Here is a 21,406-nt window from a genome sequence, read left to right as displayed (position 1 = left end):
GGATTCCCCTATACGAGATTGTTGCGGACCGCGAAGGCAATGGCCTCCGACCGGGTCTTGGTCGCCGTCTTGCGCATCACGCTGGTGATGTAATTGTTGATGGTATTGCGGGATATTCCGAGAATCATCGCGATCTCATCGCTGGTCTTGCCCTCGGCGATCCAGAACAGGCATTCCAGCTCGCGGTCGGTCAGTTCGAAATCGCGGTCGACCTTTGCGCCCCCGCAGCGAAGGAAGCTCGCGACGTAGCCGGCAAGCAGTCCCACATCCCGCAGGCGCTCCGGCGACAGGATGAAGCCTTCGCCGAACAGGAACATCAAGGCGAGCCGCGAGCGGCCGACATTGAAGGTCAATGAGCAATATTGGCGGCTGGCGCCATCAGGCACATCGGCGTCATCGGGCAGAAGAGCGAAGTTCGGCTGGAAAACCTGCATGCATTTTTCCAGCTCGGTCGAACGGGCATAGGTGCTGACCAGATCGTTGGCGATATCCTTAACCAGATCGAACGGCCAGTCCGACGAAACGATGAAATCGAGACCGCTTTCCTGGATGAGATCACAGCGCGCCAGAAGATAGTGCGACGCACCCACATAGTCCGTCAGCGCGCGCAGACCGGACTGCAACCTCCCAGTGTCGGCGACACCGTGCAGGCGCCGAATCAGCTCGTCGCGCGGCAAGAGAGCCGGCGCCACCACGCTCGCGAAATTCGCCATTTGCCTCTCGCCTTTGCTCGCCTGAAATATCGTCATATCCATTGGCAATTTCCTGCGGCTGAGGAACGATCAAACTCGGTGCAACAGCGATTTTTTTGTGAAGGATTCAATTCAAGCCCCGCTCGAATCCCATTTCGAATCACCTAAGGGTAAGCCAGCCGGTGTAAATCACCATCTCCGACTTCTAGGGATTTACTTTCGCTGTCGCTCATGCCGTGATTCGAGGACGACTTGCGCCCCTCAGAATACTGGGAAGGCTAAGATGATTCTGGCTGTACCGCAACTTCATTCGCGTTTTACGCGAGTGATCTTCAACAGTATTATTCAAATCCTTCACGCGGCCGTTTCTATTCCCGTTCGACAGCCGGAGCCGAATACAAACCGGGGAGCTGTCGGCTCCCCCGCGGAGGACCGATAACAATCCTGCTCCGGCAGTGAAAAGCCTGATACAGACATGAAAAGGGCCGGTTGCCCGGCCTCTTTCTTATGCTGCGTCGTCGATCGCCCACTTCCTGAGAATTTTGGCGGCGCGCTCCTCGTTGATCTCCACCATGCGGGCAAGCTTGCGTTCCGGGCCCTCCTTGACGCGTCGGTTGAAGTTGCCGTCGTCGTCGCCGAGGCTGAGCAGATCCTCGGTGCTGTCGAAGCCGAAATCGGAGCCGAAGCCGTCCATGAGAGCGCCTCCAGGAGCGCCGGCCGCCGGCGCGAAGTCCGGAAGTTCGAGACCGGCCGCTTCTGGCGTGGCGTCGCCAAGCACCGAGCTCGCGCCGTTACCGCTGACGCTGCGTACCAGCGGCCGCAGACCCATCCAGACCACCACGAAGGCGACCGCCACGAAGGCGAGCGAGTTGATGATGCCGGCAAGGTTGCGGCTCAGCATATCCATGACGCGGACACCGCCGGTGGCGTCTTCCAGCAGCTGGTTCTCGAGGAAGTCCATCGCCGTGACGGTGACGACATCGCCACGCTTGGCGTCGATGCCGGCTGCCGAAGCGACAATCTTCTGCATTTCGGCGAGATAGGCGTCGATCTTGGCCTGATCGACGGGCTCGCCGACCATCTTGGCGATGCGGCCCTTGTTGACAACGACGGCGATCGAAAGCTTCTCGACCTGATAGCTGTTGCGGGTCGTCGCCGTCGTCTTGCTGTTGATTTCGTAGTTGGTCTGCTCTTCGCGCTTGTCCGACTTGTCCTGTGATTCCGGACCGCTTGCGCCGCCGGCATCGGGGGCCGCCTGGGGAATGTTCTGTTCGACAGTCGTTGCGTTGTCGGACTGCCTCTGCTGCGACTGCTGGGCTTCCTTCGTCGAGCGAACGGAGCGTTCGACCTTGGATTCGGGATCGTAGACCGTTTCCTGAATCTGCTGAGCATCGGTGTTGAGGTCGGCGGTGACGCTGGAGCGGAAGTTGTCCATGCCGAGGAAGGGCGCCAGCGCCTTGTCGATGTTGGATTCGACTTCCTGCTGAACGTTCTGGACGATGTTGAGCGAGCGGTTCAGCGAGCTGTTGCTCGCCTCGTCGCCGGACGCGAGAAGCTGGCCGGCAGAATCAAGAATCGTGACGTCATCGACATCAAGCCCCGGCACGGCCGAGGCGACGAGGTGACGGATCGAGGTCGCCGCGCCGCGCCCGGTGGCGGCGCTGGCGCGAATCATCACGGAGGCGGTCGGTTTCTGCTCCGCCTTCCGGAAGTTTCCAACCTCGGGCATGACGATATGGACGCGCGCGGCCGTTATGCCCGAGATCGATTGGATGGTGCGTGCGATTTCGCCTTCCAGCGCTCGAACCCGCGTTACCTCCTGCATGAAGGAGGTCAGCCCAAGCGAGCCGACATTGTCGAAGAGTTCATAGCCGGCATTGGCGCTGTTCGGCAGGCCGCGCTCGGCAAGCATCAGGCGGGCCTTGCCCGTCATACCAGCCGGAACGGTGATGCTGGAGCCGTCCGTGCCGACCTGGAAATTGATGTTGGCTTCGGCAAGCGCCATGCTGATCTGGTTGAGATCGGGAGCGTCGAGACCGACATAGAGCGTTTCTTGTGCCGGTTTGTTGACGAAAAGGGCGGCCGCAAGGATGATTGCGATGGAAACGGCGCCGACGCCTCCCAGAATCATCAGGCGTGTCCGGCCCAGGGCGCCAAAGTTCTTAAAAATCTGAACTAATTGATTTAACAGATTCATTCTGTTCTCGCACGATCCGTCAAAGACAAAGCAGGCTTATTGCCTCATCCGACGAATAATAGGCGAAACTTGTGCGAGCGTTTCGTGAGGAGCGCGCGAGAGCGAAAGGCTGAAGCATGTCGCGCGGCGAGTTTGCGAGAACGACATGCTTGAAAAGGACCCGAGGCGCGAGAAGCGGAGTTGAAAAACCGTTCGCTTCAGAAGAAGTCGAAGTCGCCGGCGGCCTTGCTCAGCGGCTGCGAATGACCGTGGCGCGTGGAGCCGCCCAGCGCCTTCTGCATCTCCGCCAGCTTGACGAGGCTGAGCGCGGTGGCGACGTCGACCGTCCAGCCGAGCGGGATTTCGCCGGTGATGGTGTCGATGAATTCGGCAAGGCCGCGTGACTTCTGCACGGCCAGGTCGATGCCCTGCATGACCTTCATGGCGTCAGGCGAGTTCAGAATTTCAGCGCCACCGAGGTCGAGAAGCTGCGGCTCGATGCGCTCGATCAGGTAAGCCACATCGTGCAGTTCCGAAACGATGCGCATCAGGATGTCGCTCAGCGCTTCGACAGGCGCGGGCGGCTCCATCACCGGAGTAAATGTCATATCAAAATCCTCGCCATCAAAAAAATTCGATGCTGGTTTCGGCGGGCTTCTGCGGAGCGGCGGGACGCTGCTCGAGAGCGACGGTTCTCTGCGTTTCGGCGCCGGTCAAAGGGTATTGCCGGGCCCGACCGGAGACCGGCCAATATTCGAGCTTGCGCCCATGCTCTCCGCCTGTGGAGGAGCCGACCACCGGAATGCCTTCATCCCTCAGGAACTGCATGGCGAAGGCCGCATTCTGCTCCCCGACGTTGGAGAAAGTCGAGATCGTCTTGGCGCCGCCGAAGATCTTTGCCTCCAGCCGGTCGCGCCGGGCGCCCTGCTTCAGGAGACCGTTGATCAGCAATTCCATCAGATGCACGCCGTAGCGTGTGGCATCGCCGCCTGATGTCGGCGACGTCGCCGAGCCGGGCAACAGAAAGTGGTTCATGCCGCCGACACCGGCGACCGGATCTCTGAGGCACGCAGCCACGCACGAGCCGAGAATGGTCGAGAGAACCGCATTCGGATCGCTCAGAACCTTGTACTCGCCTTGAATGATGTGCACGCGGCGGGCTGCCCCCTCAATGATCATTTCAGAGCTCCAAACACGGCTTCGATAGCAGCTTTCATCTTCTCGATCGTGAATGGCTTGGCGAGCACGTTGTTGGCACCGAGTTGGGCCGCTTTCTGCACCAGCGCGCGATCGCCCTGGGCGGTGAGGATGATGAAGGCCGCCTTCTTGGTGTTCGGGTTGGTGCGCACGGCCTGAAGGAAGCCGATGCCATCCATCTTCGGCATGTTGAAATCAGAGATCACCAGGTGGTGCGGCTGCTCGGTCATGATCTTCATGCCCTGCTCGCCGTCGCCTGCGGATGTGATCTGCTTGAAGCCGAGCTGGGTCAGCGCGTCGCTGAGCAGCAACCGGCTCGTTACCTGATCATCGACGATCAGAACTTTGATTTTCTCCGCGATCGACATTTATTCGGTCCCTTCCTTTCGGGCGGCTGTCAATTTCAATATTTCTTCACCGATGGCAGTCAGTGGCAGCTGCTGCTCGACGGCGCCAAGTTCGTGAGCAACCCTTGGCATTCCGTAAACGACGCAGGTTTTTTCGTTCTGGCCGAGCGTTCTGGCGCCCGCGTGGCGCATTTTCAACAATCCGGCGGCGCCATCGCGGCCCATTCCGGTCAGAATCACGCCGACGGCATTGCGGCCTGCGAGTTCCGCGACCGAATCAAAGAGCACGTCCACGGACGGGCGGTGACCGTTGACGGGCGCCCGGTCGACGAGACGGCAGCACGGCGCGGAGCCGCCGCTGACCTGAAGATGACGTTCGCCGCCCGGCGCCAGATAGATCTTGCCGATCTCGAGACGGGCGCCGTCGGTCGCTTCCTGCACCACCGGCGCGCAGAGACGGTTCAGCCGCTCGGCGAAGCTCTTGGTGAAAGTCGGCGGCATATGCTGAGTGATGACGGTCGGTGGGCAGTTTGCCGGGAATTTCTGCAGCACGGCGATCAGCGCCTCGACGCCGCCGGTCGACGAGCCGATCGCGACGATCTTGCGGCCGACGCGAAAATCGGCGACGGAGGGCGGGGGCGCGACGGCGGCGGTCGGTTGGGAGAACTGACGCTGCGTGCGCGCGGCCGCCTTGACCTTCTCGGCGAGATCGCCGAAGGGCCTGGGTTCGCCGGGACCTGGCTTGCCGACGCAATCAAAGGCACCGATCTCAAGCGCCGCAAGCGTCGCTTCGGCACCGCGATGCGTCATCGTCGAGACCATGATCACCGGCATCGGCCGCAGGGTCATGATCTTTTCAAGGAAATCGAGGCCGTTCATGTTCGGCATCTCGATGTCGAGCGTCACGACGTCGGGATTCAGCCGCTTGATTGCCTCCCGCGCTTCCAGCGCGTCGCCGGCCTGGCCGATGACGCTCACTTCCGGGTCGGAGCTCAGCACCGCGGTAATCAAACCCCGCATCGTCGGCGAGTCATCAACAACGAGAACTCTGGCCGGAGCGCTCATGCCTTCCTCCCGAGACCCTTGGTCGTGTAGCGATAGGTCGTGATGCCGATATTGTCGAAGACGTGCTTCGCCTCACCGGAGACGCGCTCGGAATGGCCGATATAGAGATGGCCGCCTTCCGGCAGCAGGCCGGCAAAACGCTGCCAGATCTTCATCTGCGTCGGCTCGTCGAAATAGATGACGACGTTGCGGCAGAAGATGACGTCGAACTTGCCCTTGAACGGCCATTGCGCCATCAGGTTCAGCTCATTGTAGGTGATCAGCCGCTTGACGCGGTCGTCGACCTGGAACTTGCGCCGGCCCTGCACCTCGACTTCGCTGAACCATTGCTTGCGCATGGCGGGTGAAACGGTTTCGAGCGCGCTCTCGTCGTAGGCGCCGGCCCGGGCGATGGCGAGGATTTTCGGATCGATGTCAGTGGCCAGGATCTTGAAGTCGTAATCGGCGACGTTCGGCATCAGCGACAGCACGGTCAGCGCGATCGAATAAGGCTCCTGCCCGTCGGAGGAAGCAGCCGACCAGATGCGCACCCTGCCGCCCGATCTCGCCCGCTGCAGAAGCTCCGGCAGAACATGATCGCGCAGATGCTCGAAATGATGGTTTTCGCGGAAGAAGCGAGTGAAATTGGTCGTCAGATGCGAGAGCATTTCGCGGCGCGCCGCAGCCCCCGCCGGCGAAGCGACGAGTTCGCAATATTCTCGGAAGCCGGACAGACCAAGATTGCGGATATGTTTCGACAGACGCGAATAAACGAGCGAGGCCTTCGTCTCGTTGAGGAAGATGCCGGCATCCGAGTAGATCATGGCGGCGATTTCCGTAAGGTCGCGGCGCGTCAGCGGATATTCTCCGCTCGCCAGCACCTCATCGGCTCCCTGCCTCTGATCTTTTGCACCCATTGCACTCATGCGGCTTCGCTTTCGGTCTCGGAAAAGAGGGCTTCAAGTTCGATCAGGCAGATCATGCGCTTGTCGATGGCGAGAATGCCCCGTGCAAATTGGCGCTCGAGGTCGGAGGAGATTTCGGGCGTCGGCTGAATGATCTCGTCGGTGACGGTCAGAATGTCGGAGACGGCGTCGACCAGGAGGCCGACGACCTTGCGACGGACCTGGGCGACGATGATGACATGACGGGCTGTGGGATCGGCCGGCTTCATGCCGAGCCGGGCGGCAAGATCGATGATCGGCAGCACCGCGCCGCGCAGGTTGATGACCCCCAGCATATAGGCAGGCGAGTGCGGCATCGCGGTCGCGGGGGTCCAGCCCCGGATTTCGCGAACCGACATGATATTCACGCAAAATTCCTGATCTCCGATGCGGAACGCGATCAGTTCGCGATCCCCCTGGTTCAGACTTTTTACAGCGTACGACATTCCTTACCCTACCGCTGCTAACGACATTTCCGCTTTGAGCGACTGGCCGCGCGAGGCGCCGACAACCGCGTCGACATCGAGGATGAGCGCCACGCGGCCGTCGCCAAGGATGGTGGCGGCGGCGATGCCGGGCACATGGGTGTAGTTGGCCTCCAGGCTCTTGATAACCACCTGGCGCTGACCCTGGATGGCATCGACCATCAGGGCGCGCTGGCCACCGCCTTCCGATTCCACCAGCAGCGCCACGCCCTCGACGGGGTTGGCCTGGGTCGCGCGGAAGTTCAGGATGCGGCCGACATCGACCAATGGGCAGAACGAGTTGCGGATCGAGATCAGCCGGTGGTTCGCGCCGAAGGAGTGGATTGCGGACGCTTCCGGCTGCAGGGTTTCGACGATCGCGGTCAGCGGCACGACCAGCGTCTGGCCGGCGACGGTGACTACCATGCCGTCGAGAACGGCAAGCGTCAGCGGCAGGCTCATGGTGAAAACCGAGCCGTGGCCCGGCTTGGAGGTGATGTTGATGCGGCCGCCGAGCGCCTGGATCGAGCGCTTGACGACGTCCATGCCGACGCCGCGGCCCGATATGTCGGAGATCTTGTCGGCCGTCGAGAAGCCCGGCAGGAAGATCAGGTTATCGATTTCCTCATCCGACAGGTTGGCGTCGGCGGGGATGAGATCGTTGTCGATCGCTTTCTGGCGGACCTTCTCGCGGTTGATGCCGGCGCCGTCGTCGGCAAGCTCGATCAGGATGCGGCCTGAGCGGTGCTTGGCGGTGAGGCGAACCGTGCCTTCGGTGTTCTTGCCGGCGGCTGCGCGTTTTTCCGGGGTTTCGATGCCGTGGTCGACGGCATTACGGATCATGTGGGTCAGCGGCTCGGCCAGCTTGTCGATAACCGTCTTGTCGACTTCGGTATTTTCACCTTCGGTAATGAGGCGAATCGACTTGCCGGTCATATCGGCGATTTCGCGGACGATACGCGACATGCGCTGGAAGACCGGCTTGACCGGCTGCGCGCGGATCGCCATGACCGAGTCCTGGATCTCGCGGGTGAGCTGCTGCAGCTCCTCGAGACCCATGTTGATCGAGGACGTGCCTGTCGTGTCGTTCTCGATGACGCTCTGCGACAGCATCGCCTGGTTGATGACCAGTTCGCCGACGAGGTTGATGAGACGGTCGACGCGGTCGAGATCGACGCGGATTGTCTGGCCGGCGCCAGCGGCATTGTTCTGGGCGGCGGCATTGGCCGCGGCGGCCGCGGCGGCCGATTCCTTCTTCTCGACGCGAGCGGCGGCTGCCGCCATCTGCGTGACGTTGGAAGCGGTTTCGGCGGCGGCAACGGCAGCGGCCGTGTCTTCGGACCGTGCAGCGGAAACGCTCTCCGTTGCGTCGGTCTCGTCCAGGATCGAGAGGTCGAAGGGAACCGGCACCATCGGCAGTTCCTCGTTGCTCGAAGCGGCGCCACTGGTCTCCTCAACCGGCTTCACCGTCAGCTCGCAATCCCACTCGGCGAATTCGAAGACGGCGCGGATTGCATCCTCGCCCTTGTCGGTCTTGAGCGTGACGTTCCAGAAGAAATAGGCAGCCTCCGGATCGAGCTCTTCGAGACCCGGCAGCTCATCCGTATTGCAGTAGATCGTCATTTCGCCGAGGCGCGAAAGGTCGCGCAGCAGCAGGGTGGCGTCGTTACCCTTCGAATAGAGTTCGTGGCGCGGCTTGAAGGTGATCTCGTAGGCCGGCAGGCCGGTCTCTGCGCCGTCCTCGTCGGCGAAATCGTCGAAGGAAAAGGGGACGGGCTGGAAGCCGCTGTCGTCGGTCGGCTTGGGGGCCGGCGCCGGAGCGGCCGGAGACGCCTTTGCGGCGGCCTTGGGCGCAGGCGCTTCGGCCGAAGGAGACGGCAGCTCGCCGTTGGCCAGCGCCTCGAGCTCCTTGACGAGGCCGCGGCTGCGGCTTTCATCGACACTGCCGCCGTCGCGTGCAGCATTGGTCAGGTCGGCGAGCACATCGGCCGACTTCAGCATCACCTTCAGGACGTCCTGGGTCGGCTCGAGCTTGTTGGAACGAACGCAATCGAGAGTGGTCTCGAAAACATGGGCGAAGGCAACCAGATCATCAAGGCCGAAGGCGCCGGCACCCCCCTTGATCGAATGCACGGCACGGAACACCGCATTGACGGTTTCCGGATCGCGATCGCCATCGTTCATTTTCAGCAGACCGGATTCCAGCTCGGCGAGCTGTTCCTCGCACTCCTGGAAAAAGATCTCTTTGATTTCGTTCATATCCATAGGAGCAAATCCTGGGTTTAAGCGGTTACGCGCTCAATTGCATCGATCAGCTTGGCCGGGTCGAAAGGCTTGACGATCCATCCGGTGGCGCCGGCCTGGCGGGCGCGGTTCTTCTTTTCCGCATCGCTCTCGGTGGTCAGGACCAGGATCGGGATCGCCCGATATTTTTCGTTGCGGCGCACACCTTCGATGAAGCCGAAGCCATCGAGGCGCGGCATATTGATGTCGGTCACGATCACGTCAGGATTGGATTCTTCGAGCACCTCAAGGCCCTCTACGCCGTCTTCCGCCTGGATCGTCTCGAAACCGGCATTGTTCAGCGTCACGAGCAGCATGTTTCGGATGGTGCGGGAATCATCCACGGTAAGCACTTTTTTCTTCATTGCCGAATCTCCTTGGCAAGCAGGTGGTCAATATTGACGCCAACCAGCTGCATGGTTTTGTGAAATGCGTCGGACACCTTGGAGAAGGTGAATGGCTGCTTGTCCTGCTCCCAGGTCTTCTCGGCGGACATCAGGACCTGAGCGCAAAGAGCCCCGATCCGCTCGACGCCCGATGCGTCGATTGAAAGACCGCTGCCCCTGAGAGAAAGGAGCTTGTCACGCAAGGCGGAAGCCTCGTTGAGATCGAGCACCGCTGTCAAATTCAGCGTCTTGCCACTCTTCTTTGCTACCATCAGCTTGTCCTTGTCCCTTTGTCCCCGGCCCGAAAAGATGAGCTGCGGCGATCATCCGATAGGTTAGTAAACATTCCGCCCACCTCCGACGCTTACGAGCGATTGCGGAAGGCCAAAATCATCATTTTCGTATTCGTCTTCGACCGCAGGACGGGCAGCCGCTTCGATCGCGCGCGACGGCGCCGCGCGGACCGATGCTGCACGCCCGGTGTGCGCATTTTCCCGGGCGATGCGGAATTCGCGAATCGTCTGGCCGAGCTCGAGAATGACGGTATGGAGGTGGTCGGCGCCTTCGGCGGAGCATTCGGCCAAACCGGCATTGTCCGCCACCTCTGCGCCGAGACCCTTGACGTCGGCCGCCACGCCGTCGAGGCTTGCGGCATGCTCGCCGGTCCTGGTGGCGATGCCGGATATGGCGGCGTTGATGTCGGTGACCTGCCGCACGATGCTGCCGATCGAATCCTGGGTACGTCCGACCATCTGCACGCCGGCGTCGACCTGCGCCTTGGTCGTCGTTACCAGGGTCTTGATCTCGCGGGCGGCGTCGGCCGAGCGCTGGGCAAGCGCGCGGACTTCCTGGGCAACGACGGCAAAGCCGCGGCCGGAATCGCCAGCGCGGGCCGCCTCGATGCCGGCGTTCAGCGCCAGCAGATTGGTCTGAAAAGCGATCTCGTCGATCGCGCCGATGATCTGGCCGATCTTCTCGGCCGACTGCTCGATGTCGGCCATGGCGCTGATGGCGCGGCCGACGACCTCGCCGCTTTGTTCGACCGCAGCGCGCGTCGAGGCGGCCGCCTGTTCGGCGGCGCGGCTGTCGGCGGCGCCGTCGCGCACGCTTCCGGCAATGCCGGCAAGGGCAGCGGCGGAAAGCTGCAGCCGGCCTGCCTGGCCGGACGCAGTGCCGGCGAACTGCCGCGACTGAGCGGCAAGCGAAGCGGTGGCCGTCTCGGCCTTATCAGCGCGTTCGGTCATGGCGGCGAATTCTGCCTGCAGGCCATCCAAGGCGCCGTTCAGGGCGGCGGCGATGCCGGCATAGGCGCCGTCGGCCTCGACAGGCGCGCGCCGCGTCAGGTCGCGGGCGGCGAGGCCCTCGATAACCTCACCGAAGATCCGCCCAATCTCCGCTTCACTTCCGGCGCGCTGATCGGCGAGCGCGCGGCTCTGGGCGGCTCGCAGCGCATTGAAGCGAAGCGAAACGGCAATTTCCACATCGACCATGACGATGCGGATGATCGCCGTCATCAGATCGGAAATTTCGCGGGTGCGGCGCCTGGCCGAGGGCAGCAGGGGCCGGCCGGCGATCTCTTCGGCGAGGCCGGAAAGGACGTGTTCCAGCATGACGCCATGGCCGGCCACGTGCCAGCGCGGCTCGAGGCCCATCTTGCTTTCGGTGTCGGCGAGGACCTTGACACGCTCGGCATAGAGGCTGTCGAAGCGCGCATCCGTCAGCAGGTCCCAATGCGAGGACTGCAGATCATGCAGACGATCGACCTGTCGGTCGCTCTCGAAATTGCGAGCGGCGTCGGGATAGGACTGGAACCTGTGGAAGAGATCGCGCAGGCCCGCTTTCAGATGCGCTTCGAGGGCCGGTCGGTTACGGCGCACCAGTTCGCACTGATCGGCATCGAGACCGGCAAAACGCAGGCGGTCGCGCAAGCTGCCTGCCTGCGCTCCACGAGCCTGATCTGATGGCATGTCCTGCCTCAACGCCTGTCCCCGACCCACTTTCCAGGCGAATGCCCGGCAAAAACTTTTGCAGCATTCGATGAACGCAAGCGCGGAGCCGGTCTTCACCACCGGCGACGACCGGCAGGTAAAAGCCCCTGATCAGCTATGTTTCGAAGCTGTCTGAAGAGATGGATACCGGATCGACCCGGTACGGCGGTACGGCGTCATGCCTGCTGGGAACGAGCACATCTTCCCATTCCGACGTGTAACCCAATGTTTATGGTTAATTCCTTGCCCGAAGGTTAATACGCCGTTCCAGGCGCAGGCTTTTGGAGCAATTCAAGGCAGTTCGCAGGAAATACTTCCACGGAGTTGCACGGCTGCTACAAGGCACACGCAAGCTCCGTGTTATAGGCCGGTCGACAACCAAGACATGACGTCGACAAGGACAGAGCAATGATTGTTCTCGGATTGGGTTCCTGCTTGATCGCAATGGGCGTACTTGCCGCCATCGCCAGCCTCGATTTCCTTGCCGCAAATCGCGACATCCGCATGCTTCGGGTGTTCTGAAAGCTCTCCCGCTCCAAGCCGATCCATCCCCCGTTGGCAGTCCGGCGCCTTTGGTGTAATCGCACTCGCGCCTTTCATGTCAGCGGAACACTCGGTTCATGTCCCCCAGATCTGGTCTCCTCATCGTTCTCGGCTTCACGTTCTGGCGTGTCGTCACGCTGCGTTTCGATGCTACTGACCTGTTTGTCGACGAGGCGCAGTACTGGTTCTGGTCGCAGAATCTCGATCTCGGCTACTATTCGAAACCACCGATGATCGCCTGGGTGATCCGGGCAATGACGGAGCTTTCCGGCTCCAACGCCATCTATTTCATCAGGCTGCTCGGGCCGCTGATCCACATGGCGGCAGCACTGGTGCTGATGAAGGTGGCAAAGCGTTTCGTCGGGCCGGAGATCGAAGGCTGGACGGGCGCCACCTATATTACGCTGCCGGGGGTGGCGCTTTCTTCAGTGTTCTTCTCGACCGACGTCATCCTGCTGTTCTTCATCGCGATCGCTCTGCACGCCTATTTTGGCCTGACGCAGCGGCGCTCGGTCGGACTGGCGCTCATCATGGGCCTCGGCGTCGGCCTCGCCTTCCTGACGAAATATGCCGTGCTGTTCGTCGTGCCGGGCGGCGCGATCGCCCTCCTGCTCATTCCGTCGGCGCGCATCGCCGTCCGGGACTTCATCATCGCGGTCGCGGTTGCGGCTGTCGTCGCCCTGCCAAACCTCTGGTGGAACCTGCAACACGACAATACGACGGTGCGCCATACGCAGGATATCGCCCATTGGAGCGACATCGGCATCAATCTGCGGCGCGGGCTCGAATTCTTCTCCGCCCAATTCGGCGTCGTCGGACCGATCATCTTTTTCGCAATGCTCTGGGCGGTCTATCGCATGATCAAGGGCCGGAGCGACGACCGCGAAAAGATGCTGATCTGGCTGTCGATGCCGGTGGTGGTGCTGATCACCTTGCAGGCGACGGTCGCGAAAGCCTATGCCAACTGGGCCGTGACCGCCTATGTCGCGGGGACCATTCTTGCCGTCTGGCTGCTTTACCGGATGTGGCCTAAGGGGTTGAGGCTGTCGCTCACCATCAACGGCATCGCAAGCCTGCTCTTTCCGCTGGCGACGATCTTTCCGCAGCAATTGCTGCTGCCGAACGGCGACGAATTGATGAAGCGCTATCTTGGTCGCGCCGAGGTCAGCCGCGAGGCGGGAGCCCTTGCAGCTCAGGCCGGCACCGACATTATCGTCACCGACAACCGCGATATGGTCGCCGACCTCTTTTATACACTGCGCGACGCATCCTACAGGATCTACGCCCGGGCGCCCGCAGGACTTCCGGAGAGCTACTACGAGCAGGAGTTCGCGCTGCCCGCCGACGTCACCGGCAAGGTGCTTTTCCTGACGGACGTCCCCCTTAGCTGTGCCACGGAAACGCCGGAGGTACTGAAGAAATGGCAGCCGACCGCGGGCTATTACAAGGGCAAGGCGCTTTCCATCTACAAAGTCTCCGCCGGCTGCCTGGCGCCCTGAGCCGGCTTCAGCCTGTTCAATTGTGCAGGCAGAGGCCGGTGCCTGCCCCTTCGATCTCGACGAACCTGACACCACCGCTTTCGAAGGCAAGGCGCAACTGCGCCTCCGTCGCGCGGTGGATGTCGTGGTGGCGTCCCTCGTAATCGCGGATGGTGCTGCGCGAGACGGCGGCTCTTTCGGCCAGATCGGCCTGGGTCCAATCTAGCAGGCCGCGCGCCGCGCGGCAGAGAGCCGGGGTGAGAATTGTTTCCCTTGCGCCTTGACCCATGGTTTAATGTTGCCCATATTGGTTGAGATAGACCATATATGTCATATTACGCGGGATTTCCAGATCGGGAGACAGCAATGCCGCACGATACGCCCTTGATTTCGACAATCGTCGGCGGCCTCGTGCTGGCTTTCATCTTCGGCGCCCTTGCTCATCGGCTGCGCATGCCGCCGCTCGTCGGCTATCTGATCGCCGGCGTGCTGGTGGGACCGCACACGCCGGGCTACGTGGCGGATCAGAGCCTTGCGCCGGAGCTTGCCGAAATCGGCGTCATCCTGCTGATGTTCGGCGTCGGGCTGCATTTCTCGCTCAAAGACCTGCTGTCGGTACGCGGCATCGCGCTGCCGGGTGCCATCGTGCAGATCAGTTTTGCGACTTTGCTCGGCTGGGGGCTCGGCGCCTTGATGGGCTGGCCGACCGGCGGCAGCCTGGTCTTCGGCCTGGCGCTGTCGGTCGCCTCTACCGTCGTGCTCTTGAAGGCGCTGCAGGAGCGCCGGCTGGTGGAGACGGAGCGCGGCCGGATCGCCGTCGGCTGGCTGATCGTCGAAGACCTCGCCATGGTGCTGGCGCTGGTGCTGATCCCGGCGGCAGCCAGCATCGGCGGCGGCCATGGTCCGGTCGAGCCGCTGTCGGCGGCTCTGAACAGCCTGCTCGGCCTCGATCTCGGCATCGGCGGGATAATCGCCATGACGCTTGTCAAGGTGGCGCTGTTCGTGGCGCTGATGCTGGTCTTCGGCCGCAAGCTCATTCCCTGGACGATGCACCGCATCGCCCACGCCGGCTCGCGCGAGCTCTTCCGGCTCGGTGTGCTCGCCATCGCTCTTGGCGTTGCCTTCGGCGCGGCGAAGCTCTTCGGCGTGTCCTTGGCGCTCGGCGCCTTCTTTGCCGGCATGGTGCTGGCCGAAAGCGAGCTCAGCCACCGCGCGGCCCAGGAAAGCCTGCCGCTGCGCGACGCCTTTGCCGTGCTCTTCTTCGTCTCGGTCGGCATGCTGTTCGATCCGAACATCCTGCTCGACAGGCCGCTGCCGATCCTTGCCACCGTCTTCATCATCGTCATCGGCAAGTCCGTCGCCGCCTTTCTGATCGTGCTCGCCTTCAGGAAGCCGCCCGGCACGGCGCTGACGATTTCGGCAAGCCTCGGTCAGATCGGCGAGTTCTCCTTCATTCTCGCCGCTCTCGGCACCGAACTCGGGCTGTTGCCGGAGGAGGGCCGCGACCTGATCCTTGCCGGCGCCATCATCTCGATCGTCCTCAATCCGCTGCTGTTCTTCCTCTGCGACCGCATGCGGCCTCTTCTCGAAGGTGCAAAGCGCGAGGAAACCGTGGCCGACCCCGCTTCCGCCGCGGTTGCGGATCCCGCTCAAGAGCAGGCGGCGTCTGACAACGACGACGCGCATCCGACCACGCTAACCGGCCACGCGATCCTCGTCGGCTATGGCCGGGTCGGCAGGATCGTCGGGCAGAATCTCAAATCGTCCGGCACGCCCTTCCTCGTCATCGAGGATTCCGACAAGCGCATCGGCGAGTTGAAAGCACAAGGGATCGAAGCCTTCATGGGCAATGCGGTGGCGCGGGAGACGCTCGATCTCGCCAATCTTTCGACTGCGCGCAGCCTCGCCATCGCCATCCCGAACGCCTTTGAGGCCTGTCGCATCGCCGAGCAGGCGCGCAGCGTCAATCCCTCAATCCTCATCGTCGCCCGCGCCCATTCCGACGGCGAGGTCGACGAACTGAAACAATACGGCGCCGACACCGTCATCATGGGCGAACGCGAAATCGCGCTTGGCATGGTTGACCGGCTCGCTCAAGTGCATCATGAGAGTGTTTCCTATGAAGACAGGCAGGAGCCTGATACAATCATCCCGAGGGGCACTGCTCCGCCGGAAAGAGAATGAGAGATTGGCGCGCTTTTGAGCCGATACGGTAGTGACATCGCCGGGACGGAGGAGATGGAGCTGGACCAGCACCGTCTGACGAGCCGTATCGCCGCTTCCCTCCTCTTCGCCATTCTTGCCTATATCGGCCTGCTTTTCGGCGGCAATCTCATTGAGCCGGCGACCGCCGTCAACACGCTTTCCTCTTCCGGCCGCGATCCCCAGCCGCAGCAACTGAGCGCGCGCGAAGCCGTGCGCGGGGTGCTCGTCGCCGAGCGCAAGCTTGCGCCGAAACAGACCGGCTACGACGCCGGACCGCCGGCCCTTGCCGCCGCCCCTGCTGTCGACTTTACCGGCTGGGACATCGCCGCTCCTCTTGCGGCATTCGAGCCTGCGCTTCATCAGGCAGTTTCCAGGACCCATCAGGCGCGCGCACCGCCGATCGTCGCCTGAGGCCTGCGCCGAGCGGCGCTTCCGACCATTGACGACATGCCGCCAGCGCCCGGGCGCCGGCCCTCGATTATCTAAGGAATACAACATGCGTACTTCACCATGGCTGGTGTTCACCTATACGGTGATCATCGTGATCGGCTTATTCATCGCCCTGCCGAACGTCCTGCCGCAGTCCACCCTCCAGCGCATTCCGGCATGGCTGCCGCATGAGCAGGTGTCACTCGGCCTCGACCTTCGCGGCGGTTCGCACCTCGTCCTGGAAGTCGACGAAGCGGACCTGACCAAGGAGCGGCTGCAATCGCTGCTTCAGGACGCCCGCCGCGTCCTGCGCGAAAAGGGCATCCAGCCAAAGGCCGTCGTGCGCAGCCAGAATCAGATCGTCGTGACGCTCGCCGATGCCGCGCAGAGCGATGCGGCTGTCACCGATCTGAAGACGCTTGCCAACCCGATCAGCACCGGCCTCAGCGCCGGCCAGGCAGATCTCAATGTCACCGCAAACGGAGCGACCATCACTGTCGGCTTCTCGCCAGCCGGCATCTCCGCCAATGTCGACAATGCCGTCCAGCAGAGTCTTGAAGTCATCCGCCAGCGCGTCGACCAGGTCGGCGTGTCCGAGCCGACCATCCAGCGCATCGGCGGCAACCGCGTGCTCGTCCAGCTTCCGGGCGCGCAGGATCCGTCGCGCCTGCGTGAACTTCTGGGCTCCACGGCAAAGATGTCGTTCCACATGCTGGCGCCGAACAACCAGCCCGGCCCCGGCGTCACCATGCTGCAGGACGACGAAGGCAGATCCTATCCGGTGCTCGATCGTGTCGAAATCTCCGGCGACCGCCTTTCGGATGCCCGCGTCAGCTTCGATCCCAACACGCGCGAACCCATCGTCAGTTTCCGCTTCGACAGTGCCGGCGCCACCCGCTTTGCCGAGATCACCCGCCAGAATGTCGGTAGTCCCTTTGCCATCGTCCTTGACAACAAGGTGCTGAGCGCTCCCGTCATCCGCGAGCCGATCACCGGCGGTTCCGGCCAGATCTCCGGCAACTTCTCGGCCGACAGCGCCACGACTCTTGCCGCCATGCTGCGCGCAGGCGCCCTGCCCGCCAAACTGACTGTTATCGAAGAGCGCACGGTCGGCGCCGATCTCGGCGCTGACGCCATCAAGATGGGCATCTATTCCGGCATCGTCGGCTTCGCCCTTGTTGCCGCCTTCATCTTCGTTCTCTACGGCACCTGGGGCATCCTCGCCAATGTGGCGCTGTTGATCCACACGATCCTGACCTTCTCGGCCCTGACTCTGGTCGGCGCGACGCTGACGCTGCCCGGCATTGCCGGTGTCGTTCTCGGCATCGGCCTTGCGGTCGACGCGAACGTCCTCATCAACGAGCGCATTCGAGAAGAGACCCGCAAGGGCAAGGGCGCCTTTGCCGCCATCGACACGGGCTTCAATCGTGCCTATTCGACCATTATCGACGGCAACATGACGGCCCTGATCGCTGCGGCCATCCTGTTCTGGTTCGGTTCCGGGCCGGTTCGCGGCTTTGCCGTGACCATGGCGCTCGGCCTGATCATCTCGATGTTCACCTCGGTTGCCTTCGTTCGCGTCGCGATGATCGAGATTACCCGCCGCCGCAGGTTCAAGGTACTGAACATCCGGCCGTTGATCCCCTTCAGCCCTTATGACAAACACATCCAGTTCATGAAGGCGCGCTTCTTCGGCGTCACCGTTTCGGCGCTGCTTTCGATTGCCTCCGTCGTGCTCTTCATCCATCCCGGACTCAACTACGGCGTCGATTTCCGCGGCGGCATCCAGATGTCGGTCAAGACGAAAGAGGCGGCCGATCTTGCGAAATTCCGCGAGGGACTTGATAGTCTCGGCCTCGGCGAAATCACGCTGCAGACCTTTGGCGACAACAACAGCATTCTCGTTCGGGCGCAGCGGCAGGAAGGCGGCGAGGAGGCGCAGACGGCTGCGGTGACCAAACTGAAGGCCGAAGTCGCCAAGATCGATCCGAGCGCTACCGTCGAAGGTACCGACGTTATCGGCCCGAAGGTCAGCGGCGAGCTTGCCTCGGCCGGTATCCTGTCGGTCGTGATCGCCAGCTTCGCGATGCTCATCTATATCTGGGCGCGGTTCGAATGGCCGTTTGCCGTCGGCGCCATCGTTACGCTGGTGCTCGACGTCACCAAGGCGATCGGCTTCTTCGCAATCACCGGCCTCGACTTCAACCTCACGGCCATTGCCGCCATCCTGACGCTCGTCGGCTATTCGGTGAACGACAAGGTCGTCGTCTACGACCGCATGCGCGAAAACATGCGGCTCTACAAGTCGATGCCGCTGCGCGAGATCATCGACAAGTCGATCAACGAGACCCTGGCGCGAAGCCTTTACACCAACGCAACGGCCTTCCTCGCCCTGGTGCCGATGGCGATCTGGGGCGGCAGCGCCGTTTCGAGCTTTGCGATCCCGATGGTCTTCGGCATTCTGGTGGCCGGCGCCTCGTCGATCTTCATCGCCGCACCGATCCTGCTGTTCCTCGGCGACTGGCGCCGCCGCCACGCCAAGGCGGCACTGGCAACCGATACGGCAGCCGAAATCATCCCGCCGGAAGAGGGCCGCTCGCGCAAGTCGGTGAGCTGAAAAACGGGTTGTTAACGTATCCTTGAAGAGGGCGCCGGTTGCAGAGCCGGCGCCCTCTTTTTATTGTTGCCTATTGCCAGGATAAAATTGTGCAGCAATTCAAGATATTACAGCGTCCGTCGCGCGGCTGAAAAAGGCGCGCGACGCCGCAGCAGAGATCGGGAAACCGCCAGATGTCACCCAACCCGGCGAAACCGCCTGAGACCAATATTGCCGGCGATAACGAGGAGCGCATCAAGCGCTTTCTCGCAACCGCCTCGCACGACCTGCAATCGCCGCTGCGCCATATCGCCATGTATGCCGAGCTGCTGCTCGACGATCTCGAGGAGACACTCGACGGCGAACAGCTTCAGAGCCTCAAGATGATCCTGGAAAAGGCGCAAGCCGCACAACGCCTCACCAAGGCACTGATGAGCCTTGCCGGTGGAACACCACAGGTAACGCCCGAAAAGGTCGACCTGAAGGCCTTGGCCGAGAAAATCTGGGGCGACCTCATCGATGAGACGGGGGCTCGCGACGCGACGTTCGCCAGTAAGGGACTCCCCTCCATCCGCACCGACCCCGCGCTGTTCGGACTGGTGCTGAGGCAGCTCATGTCCAACGCACTCACCTATCGGAACTCATCGCCGCCTCATGTGGCGATGACGGCGGAACAAGAGGGGGCGAACTGGTTCGTCCGGATTTCCGATAACGGGATAGGCATCGATCCTGCTTATCGAGAACGGATCTTCGAGCCGTTCTGGAAATTGCCGAAGGCGGGGGCAGCCCCCGGCGCCGGCCTTGGCCTGACGACGGCGCAGGAACTTCTGAAGGCGCTTGGCGGCGATATCAGTCTCGAGCATTCCGACGAAACCGGCAGCCGCTTCACCATTCGCCTTCCCGCCGGCTAAGCAACCTATTGCAATCGCTCAGCTTCGTTTGCCGTGCTTGAAGCGCATTGCGATCTCAGATTCGCTGGACGTGCTTCCAGTCCTTTTCTGCGCATGCCGCTACCGCAAAACGTTCGCGCTATTTTGCGCGCCACGCTCAAATGCTGTAATCGTCCTTCCAGAAATCCGGGACATCATAGTTCACATATTCGCGGATGATGTGCTGCAGCGTCTGAACGTCGATTTCGTCCTTGCCGATGCGGAAGTCGACGCCGTAATCCGGGAATTCCTGGAAATAGCCACCCGATATGTCGGTCGAGACGACGCCGATCGGGCCGGTATAGCCGATGCCGCGCAACTCCGGCACCGTCTCGCGGAAATCGGCATTGGGCAGAAGGCGATTGTCGAGCAGGATGAGATCGAAGCGCGCCGCGCGGACCTTTTCCAATGCGTCTCCGATCGACGGCGAATATTCGACTTCGACCGCCGGCTCGGAGAGATCTGCGATCTTCTTTTTGAGCGCGCGGAATTCGATGAACTCGTCATCGACAAAGAGAACCTTTACGGCATTCTGTCGGACCGTTTTGGTGATCATTTCATTTTCCCAGTCCCGAAGCCAATTTTCACGAAACCAACCCATTCCTCAGGGCGATCGCCACCATGTGGACGCGGTTCACGGCGTCGAGCTTACGCGCGGCCGCAGTGATATGCGAATTGACCGTATGTTCGGACAGACCGAGAATGATGGCGATTTCGGCCGAGGTCTTGCCTTCGCTGGTCCATTTGACGATTTCCGATTCGCGCTGGGTCAACCGTCCGGACATCTCAGGCGTCAGGATTTCCTCGTAGAGCTTGTCGAAAATGCGCATGGCATCCAGAAGCATGTCGGCGATCTCACCCTGATCCGGCTCTTCACGCTCGCCGCTCAGCACGAGGCAATATCGCCGCCCTTCGGGCGTGAACAGCGGAATGAAGAGGAAGACGCCGCTGCGGAACTCGTTGAAAAGCAGATCGGAGGGAAAGGTGTCCGGCTGCGCGCTTCTGCCATGGACGGGCGTCGCCAAAAACTGGGCGCTCTTTGCCCGGACGGTCCCGAGCGCCTCCCTCAACGTCGCAATGAAAAGGCCGACCCGTCGCTCGGCGACATTGGTGATGACGATATCGCGCTCGCCGAAAGGAGTCGAAGCCTCGGAAATGCGGGCAAGCGCGAAATTGTCGAAGTGGTAATGCTGCGCCGCCGCTTTCAGCAGACGGAAAAAATCGGTGCGGTTAATCGCCCGGCTCAGCTCCGGTCCGGCATGAAAAGGAGTTGCCGCGGCATTGTTCATTCCCACTCTTCCTCTCCTCCCGCCATGCCCCCGATCCCCAAATCTTGGGATATACGTCTTAAACGCGAACAGCTACAAAAATTGCGAGACGGTTGATGAGAGATATCGAAACGGGGACTTTCGGTATACAAGGCGGATATCATCAAATGCCTCAACTACAGGTGATGCACGGGCAGATATACTGAGGGGCAGTAATTCTTACCTGGGTATCGTAAATCTTCGCGCGTTCAACATCCATGAATGCGAGAAGGCAGTGCCAGACGTAAGCGCGAGAGAGCCGATAGGCCCATTCAGCTAAGGGGTTGGCTGGAAGTTCGTGGCGGCGAACACGGGTCAATCGGTTCTCTCAGCGCTTATTTTTTGTTCCGTCCTTTTCGCTTCGGTTGCATCTTGAAATGCACACTCCGCCTTGTCAA

Annotated in this window: 20 protein-coding genes; 5 read left to right on the top strand and 15 right to left on the bottom strand. The window is 61.8% G+C overall.

Annotation, left to right across the window (positions count from 1 at the left end; translation table 11 throughout):
* Positions 1–8: 8 nt before the first annotated feature.
* The 12 genes from visN to HJB91_RS06805 form a co-directional block, all read right to left on the bottom strand.
* Positions 9–755, bottom strand: a complete 747-nt coding sequence (visN, locus tag HJB91_RS06860; protein ID WP_210629218.1) for a transcriptional regulator VisN — start codon at positions 753–755, stop codon at positions 9–11.
* Positions 756–1,197: 442 nt separating this feature from the next.
* The gene (fliF, locus tag HJB91_RS06855) at positions 1,198–2,889 is read right to left on the bottom strand and encodes a flagellar basal-body MS-ring/collar protein FliF (RefSeq protein ID WP_221122741.1); all 1,692 of its coding nucleotides are present in this window, start codon (positions 2,887–2,889) and stop codon (positions 1,198–1,200) included.
* Positions 2,890–3,086: 197 nt separating this feature from the next.
* A complete protein-coding gene (locus HJB91_RS06850; protein WP_088395213.1) occupies positions 3,087–3,476 on the bottom strand; it encodes a hypothetical protein in 390 nt (129 codons plus the stop codon).
* 16 nt (positions 3,477–3,492) lie between these two features.
* Positions 3,493–4,047, bottom strand: a complete 555-nt coding sequence (gene cheD / locus HJB91_RS06845; RefSeq protein WP_210629220.1) for a chemoreceptor glutamine deamidase CheD — start codon at positions 4,045–4,047, stop codon at positions 3,493–3,495.
* Positions 4,044–4,433 (bottom strand): response regulator, encoded by a 390-nt coding sequence (locus HJB91_RS06840; RefSeq protein WP_004672258.1) that lies wholly within the window; start codon positions 4,431–4,433, stop codon positions 4,044–4,046. The genes cheD and HJB91_RS06840 overlap by 4 nt, the downstream gene beginning before the upstream one ends.
* Positions 4,434–5,477, bottom strand: coding sequence for a chemotaxis response regulator protein-glutamate methylesterase (gene cheB / locus HJB91_RS06835; RefSeq protein WP_210629221.1), 1,044 nt, complete (start codon positions 5,475–5,477; stop codon positions 4,434–4,436).
* Complete coding sequence (cheR, locus tag HJB91_RS06830) at positions 5,474–6,382, bottom strand: protein-glutamate O-methyltransferase CheR (protein WP_020920377.1); 909 nt, start codon at positions 6,380–6,382, stop codon at positions 5,474–5,476. The genes cheB and cheR overlap by 4 nt, the downstream gene beginning before the upstream one ends.
* Positions 6,379–6,846 carry a chemotaxis protein CheW gene (locus HJB91_RS06825; RefSeq protein WP_011424005.1) on the bottom strand — a complete coding sequence of 156 codons (468 nt, stop codon included), beginning with the start codon at positions 6,844–6,846 and terminating at the stop codon, positions 6,379–6,381. Before HJB91_RS06825 ends, cheR begins: the two co-directional genes overlap by 4 nt.
* Positions 6,847–6,849: 3 nt before the next feature.
* Positions 6,850–9,129 carry a chemotaxis protein CheA gene (locus HJB91_RS06820; protein WP_221153991.1) on the bottom strand — a complete coding sequence of 760 codons (2,280 nt, stop codon included), beginning with the start codon at positions 9,127–9,129 and terminating at the stop codon, positions 6,850–6,852.
* 17 nt (positions 9,130–9,146) lie between these two features.
* Positions 9,147–9,512, bottom strand: a complete 366-nt coding sequence (gene cheY1, locus HJB91_RS06815; protein ID WP_003570362.1) for a chemotaxis response regulator CheY1 — start codon at positions 9,510–9,512, stop codon at positions 9,147–9,149.
* The gene (locus HJB91_RS06810; protein WP_210629223.1) at positions 9,509–9,805 is read right to left on the bottom strand and encodes an STAS domain-containing protein; all 297 of its coding nucleotides are present in this window, start codon (positions 9,803–9,805) and stop codon (positions 9,509–9,511) included. Before HJB91_RS06810 ends, cheY1 begins: the two co-directional genes overlap by 4 nt.
* A gap of 63 nt (positions 9,806–9,868) precedes the next feature.
* A complete protein-coding gene (locus HJB91_RS06805) occupies positions 9,869–11,500 on the bottom strand; it encodes a globin-coupled sensor protein (protein WP_210629224.1) in 1,632 nt (543 codons plus the stop codon).
* A gap of 641 nt (positions 11,501–12,141) precedes the next feature.
* On the opposite strand from HJB91_RS06805, the gene HJB91_RS06800 reads away from it, so the two are divergent.
* Positions 12,142–13,563 (top strand): glycosyltransferase family 39 protein, encoded by a 1,422-nt coding sequence (locus tag HJB91_RS06800; protein ID WP_210629225.1) that lies wholly within the window; start codon positions 12,142–12,144, stop codon positions 13,561–13,563.
* Between the two features lie 16 nt (positions 13,564–13,579).
* Here HJB91_RS06800 and HJB91_RS06795 read toward each other — a convergent pair whose 3' ends face one another.
* Complete coding sequence (locus HJB91_RS06795; protein ID WP_221145986.1) at positions 13,580–13,831, bottom strand: helix-turn-helix transcriptional regulator; 252 nt, start codon at positions 13,829–13,831, stop codon at positions 13,580–13,582.
* A 77-nt stretch (positions 13,832–13,908) separates the two neighbouring features.
* Between HJB91_RS06795 and ybaL the strand changes: the two genes are divergently transcribed.
* The 4 genes from ybaL to HJB91_RS06775 all read left to right on the top strand — a co-directional run bounded on the left by ybaL (position 13,909) and on the right by HJB91_RS06775 (position 19,683).
* Positions 13,909–15,726, top strand: coding sequence for a YbaL family putative K(+) efflux transporter (gene ybaL / locus HJB91_RS06790; RefSeq protein WP_221153989.1), 1,818 nt, complete (start codon positions 13,909–13,911; stop codon positions 15,724–15,726).
* Positions 15,727–15,780: 54 nt separating this feature from the next.
* Positions 15,781–16,158 (top strand): hypothetical protein, encoded by a 378-nt coding sequence (locus tag HJB91_RS06785; protein ID WP_210629228.1) that lies wholly within the window; start codon positions 15,781–15,783, stop codon positions 16,156–16,158.
* Positions 16,159–16,243: 85 nt separating this feature from the next.
* Complete coding sequence (gene secD / locus HJB91_RS06780) at positions 16,244–18,793, top strand: protein translocase subunit SecD (protein ID WP_210629229.1); 2,550 nt, start codon at positions 16,244–16,246, stop codon at positions 18,791–18,793.
* A 173-nt stretch (positions 18,794–18,966) separates the two neighbouring features.
* Positions 18,967–19,683: an ATP-binding protein gene (locus HJB91_RS06775; RefSeq protein ID WP_221145982.1), complete on the top strand. Its 717-nt coding sequence runs from the start codon at positions 18,967–18,969 to the stop codon at positions 19,681–19,683.
* A gap of 136 nt (positions 19,684–19,819) precedes the next feature.
* Here the strand turns inward: HJB91_RS06775 and HJB91_RS06770 are convergent, their stop codons facing one another.
* Complete coding sequence (locus HJB91_RS06770; protein ID WP_210629231.1) at positions 19,820–20,257, bottom strand: response regulator; 438 nt, start codon at positions 20,255–20,257, stop codon at positions 19,820–19,822.
* Positions 20,258–20,285: 28 nt separating this feature from the next.
* Positions 20,286–20,990, bottom strand: coding sequence for a LuxR C-terminal-related transcriptional regulator (locus HJB91_RS06765; RefSeq protein WP_221153977.1), 705 nt, complete (start codon positions 20,988–20,990; stop codon positions 20,286–20,288).
* Between the last annotated feature and the right edge of the window lie 416 nt (positions 20,991–21,406).

Source organism: Rhizobium sp. NLR10b, assembly GCF_019685435.1.
In the GTDB taxonomy this organism is placed as follows: Bacteria; Pseudomonadota; Alphaproteobacteria; order Rhizobiales; family Rhizobiaceae; genus Rhizobium.
Note: the sequence above shows the minus strand (reverse complement) of the source record. Positions and strands in the feature narration are given on the sequence as shown.

What these genes read in the sequence shown, in the direction of transcription:
- visN (WP_210629218.1), bottom strand. Translation starts at nt 755, where the DNA reads ATGGATATGACGATATTTCAGGCGAGCAAAGGCGAGAGGCAAATGGCG.
- fliF (WP_221122741.1), bottom strand. Translation starts at nt 2,889, where the DNA reads ATGAATCTGTTAAATCAATTAGTTCAGATTTTTAAGAACTTTGGCGCC.
- HJB91_RS06850 (WP_088395213.1), bottom strand. Translation starts at nt 3,476, where the DNA reads ATGACATTTACTCCGGTGATGGAGCCGCCCGCGCCTGTCGAAGCGCTG.
- cheD (WP_210629220.1), bottom strand. Translation starts at nt 4,047, where the DNA reads ATGATCATTGAGGGGGCAGCCCGCCGCGTGCACATCATTCAAGGCGAG.
- HJB91_RS06840 (WP_004672258.1), bottom strand. Translation starts at nt 4,433, where the DNA reads ATGTCGATCGCGGAGAAAATCAAAGTTCTGATCGTCGATGATCAGGTA.
- cheB (WP_210629221.1), bottom strand. Translation starts at nt 5,477, where the DNA reads ATGAGCGCTCCGGCCAGAGTTCTCGTTGTTGATGACTCGCCGACGATG.
- cheR (WP_020920377.1), bottom strand. Translation starts at nt 6,382, where the DNA reads ATGAGTGCAATGGGTGCAAAAGATCAGAGGCAGGGAGCCGATGAGGTG.
- HJB91_RS06825 (WP_011424005.1), bottom strand. Translation starts at nt 6,846, where the DNA reads ATGTCGTACGCTGTAAAAAGTCTGAACCAGGGGGATCGCGAACTGATC.
- HJB91_RS06820 (WP_221153991.1), bottom strand. Translation starts at nt 9,129, where the DNA reads ATGGATATGAACGAAATCAAAGAGATCTTTTTCCAGGAGTGCGAGGAA.
- cheY1 (WP_003570362.1), bottom strand. Translation starts at nt 9,512, where the DNA reads ATGAAGAAAAAAGTGCTTACCGTGGATGATTCCCGCACCATCCGAAAC.
- HJB91_RS06810 (WP_210629223.1), bottom strand. Translation starts at nt 9,805, where the DNA reads ATGGTAGCAAAGAAGAGTGGCAAGACGCTGAATTTGACAGCGGTGCTC.
- HJB91_RS06805 (WP_210629224.1), bottom strand. Translation starts at nt 11,500, where the DNA reads ATGCCATCAGATCAGGCTCGTGGAGCGCAGGCAGGCAGCTTGCGCGAC.
- HJB91_RS06800 (WP_210629225.1), top strand. Translation starts at nt 12,142, where the DNA reads ATGTCCCCCAGATCTGGTCTCCTCATCGTTCTCGGCTTCACGTTCTGG.
- HJB91_RS06795 (WP_221145986.1), bottom strand. Translation starts at nt 13,831, where the DNA reads ATGGGTCAAGGCGCAAGGGAAACAATTCTCACCCCGGCTCTCTGCCGC.
- ybaL (WP_221153989.1), top strand. Translation starts at nt 13,909, where the DNA reads ATGCCGCACGATACGCCCTTGATTTCGACAATCGTCGGCGGCCTCGTG.
- HJB91_RS06785 (WP_210629228.1), top strand. Translation starts at nt 15,781, where the DNA reads ATGGAGCTGGACCAGCACCGTCTGACGAGCCGTATCGCCGCTTCCCTC.
- secD (WP_210629229.1), top strand. Translation starts at nt 16,244, where the DNA reads ATGCGTACTTCACCATGGCTGGTGTTCACCTATACGGTGATCATCGTG.
- HJB91_RS06775 (WP_221145982.1), top strand. Translation starts at nt 18,967, where the DNA reads ATGTCACCCAACCCGGCGAAACCGCCTGAGACCAATATTGCCGGCGAT.
- HJB91_RS06770 (WP_210629231.1), bottom strand. Translation starts at nt 20,257, where the DNA reads ATGATCACCAAAACGGTCCGACAGAATGCCGTAAAGGTTCTCTTTGTC.
- HJB91_RS06765 (WP_221153977.1), bottom strand. Translation starts at nt 20,990, where the DNA reads ATGAACAATGCCGCGGCAACTCCTTTTCATGCCGGACCGGAGCTGAGC.